The sequence below is a fragment of the Cupriavidus sp. 05N40 genome (genome assembly GCF_056397305.1).
The window spans coordinates 1-2,528 of record NZ_JBFTND010000405.1 but is presented as its reverse complement, the minus strand read 5'-3'; the positions used below and the strand labels follow the sequence as shown (position 1 = coordinate 2,528).

The window sequence follows — 2,528 nt, the reverse complement described above, 5'->3', positions numbered from 1 at the left end:
GAGTTAACAGCCCATGGCAGGCTGAGGGTGGCACAGAGTCAGGCCTGCCCGGCATCTCCGGCAGGAGCTAGCGGCAGCAGGTCGTGTAGATGCGAGATGGCTGTTTCTGCACATGCATTCAGATGCAGCCAATCGAGTGGCACTTCAAGCCAGGGCGCGCGCGCGTTGGCCGGAATTGACTAAAATAAAGTATCCGGTCATCTACGTCTGTTGTTGCCATGAAAATCGCTGTACTTGCTTTCCCGAGCGTCCAGATGCTCGACTTGGTGGGGCCTATCGATGTCTTCAATGAGGCTGCGCGTCAGGCAGGAAATCCAGGTGCGTACCAGTTCGAGATTGTGTCGCCAACACCCGGCATTCTGACTGCCTCGAACGGAATGACGATTACCCCGGATGCTACGCTTGATACCAGCAGCCCCGATATAGACACGCTTCTGATCGCGGGTAGTCCTTTGGTGAATCTTGTTGAGAAAGACACCGCGATACGAGATTGGATTAATYGCTACGCCAAGACGGTTCGTCGGATTGGCTCGGTCTGTTCGGGAGCGCTTCTCCTGGCGCACACAGGGTTGCTGGATGGAAGACGTGCTACAACGCATTGGAACTCAACCGCCAGGCTGGGCCGAATGTTCCCCAAGGTAAAGGTGGAGCCGGACCAGATCTATGTGAAGGATGGAAATATCTACACATCCGCCGGCGTCACGGCAGGGTTGGACCTCGCGCTTGCCATGGTAGAGGAGGACTTTGGGCGGGCGATTGCCCTGAAAGTTGCCCGTGAGTTTGTGATGTTCCTCAAGYGGCCTGGCGGGCAATCCCAGTTTAGTGCGCATCTGGCTGCGCAGACTGCAGAAAAGAGCGCGATTCGGGATGTTCAGAATTGGGCGGTGGAGAATCTGAACAAGCAACTCTCGGTGGATAATCTGGCCGCCCATGCGGGGATGAGCACACGAAACTTTGCCCGCATCTTCAAGCAGGAGTGCAACGTGACGCCTGCGGACTTCGTTGAGGGAGCGCGACTGGATGCCGCACGCAGGATGCTCGAAGAGACTAGGAATCCGCTAAAACGTGTGGCTGCCCTTACGGGCTTCGGTGACCCGAATGGCCTCAGACGAGCCTTCCTCAGGCGACTTGGCGTCTCGCCGGCCGAATACAGGCGCCGCTTCCGCATTGCGGCGTGATTGCCAGCGCCGCGGCATTGGGTGCTGGCATCGCCCGATGCCAAAGCAATTGCCTTCATCCAGCTCGCCCTCACATAGCTACTTTCGTAGCGCCTGAAGCGCAGTGAAGGAATCAACGCGTCATCGCGCGGGGCAGCGCATTACGTCATGGACAGCGCGTGGGTGATGGCCCTGAATCTGCCGACCCAAAGCGGGCCGCACCTGGCCTCCGACGCTACGGTTGTGGGGCTGGCTGGAAGCGTCACTGAATTGGCAGGAACAGCGCCCTCGTCAAGGTTTTCACTAGGGGTATGGACACCGATAATCCAGTAGCCAAACGACCCGCACCCGCTGGTACTGCAGTGAGCGCGGCGCAACTGAAGAACTCGGAGAATGCCATGAACCGCGAAGCTATTCTTTATCACGATGGCTGCAAGATTTGTCTTTCCGTTGTGGAAACGATGACAGGCCTCTTTGACAACGACCGACATTCCCTGACTGTTGTCAATCTCGAGGAACACGGAGAGCTAACCGCCTCCGCGGAGGCAGCGGGGGTGAAACGACTCCCGAGCCTGGTGATTGATGGGAAGGTCCTGGAGATTCAGCCACACGCCCCGATTGCGGAGTTCCGCCGGCAGTTGGTGTCCTGAGTCGCTCCGGACGGGGGCGCAGTCGGAGCGCTGCGCCCCGCTGGCGCGCTCAAGCCTCGCGTCCAAGCTGGTGGGAAGACTTCCGGTTCCCCGTTGGCGCATGAAGGCACAGGATGTGCGCTCCCTCGGCTTGAACTGATGGTATAGCGCCACGCGTTGGCTTTTCCACGAAGTCAAACTAGTTCACGTGGGGCGCCTGCGCAAGCGCGCGGCCCAAATCGTGGCATCAGCTCTGCTCTTCGAAAGTGCCCGTCAGGAAGGAGAGGCAAGCCTTCCCGGCGTCCGCCGAGCGTTCCTTCGGTGCCCAATCAGACCTCGCGGGAACCCGCCTACATCGACCTTGCCGGCGCGACTATCTCGTCAACAGTGTTTGGCCAATCAGTTCCTCGGTGCTTGCCGAACGGCGGAATTGTCCCCGTTCGCTTCCCTGGGGCTCGCAGTTCATCGCCGATGCGCTTGTATCGGCTGTCCTCTTCAAGAATAGCGTCATCATGAAATCAAACAGGTTGCCCCTATACATATTTGTGGCGATGGTACTCGGCGTGCTCGTCGGCACGGCCGTTCACTTCTTGGCCGGCGCGGAAGCGGCCAAGTCGATTAGTGGATATCTCTCCATCCTCAGCGACGTCTTTCTCCGTCTGATCAAGATGATCATTGCACCGCTGGTGTTTGCGACGCTTGTAGGCGGTATCGCGGGCATGGGCGACGGGAAGGCGGTGGG

General features: G+C 58.9%; 3 protein-coding genes. All 3 read left to right on the top strand.

What is annotated here, in order from left to right; genetic code table 11:
• Positions 1-218: 218 nt before the first annotated feature.
• Positions 219-1,178 (top strand): GlxA family transcriptional regulator, encoded by a 960-nt coding sequence (locus AC1DO7_RS40915; RefSeq protein ID WP_477117539.1) that lies wholly within the window; start codon positions 219-221, stop codon positions 1,176-1,178.
• A 377-nt stretch (positions 1,179-1,555) separates the two neighbouring features.
• On the top strand, positions 1,556-1,807 hold the full coding sequence (locus AC1DO7_RS40910; protein ID WP_441619073.1) for a hypothetical protein: 252 nt from the start codon (positions 1,556-1,558) through the stop codon (positions 1,805-1,807).
• A gap of 491 nt (positions 1,808-2,298) precedes the next feature.
• A partial coding sequence (locus tag AC1DO7_RS40905) for a cation:dicarboxylate symporter family transporter (RefSeq protein ID WP_477117538.1) occupies positions 2,299-2,528 on the top strand: 230 nt, incomplete at its 3' end.

Bases quoted from the DNA above. Each gene is read 5' to 3' on its own strand.
- AC1DO7_RS40910 (WP_441619073.1), top strand. From the start codon at position 1,556: ATGAACCGCGAAGCTATTCTTTATCACGATGGCTGCAAGATTTGTCTT.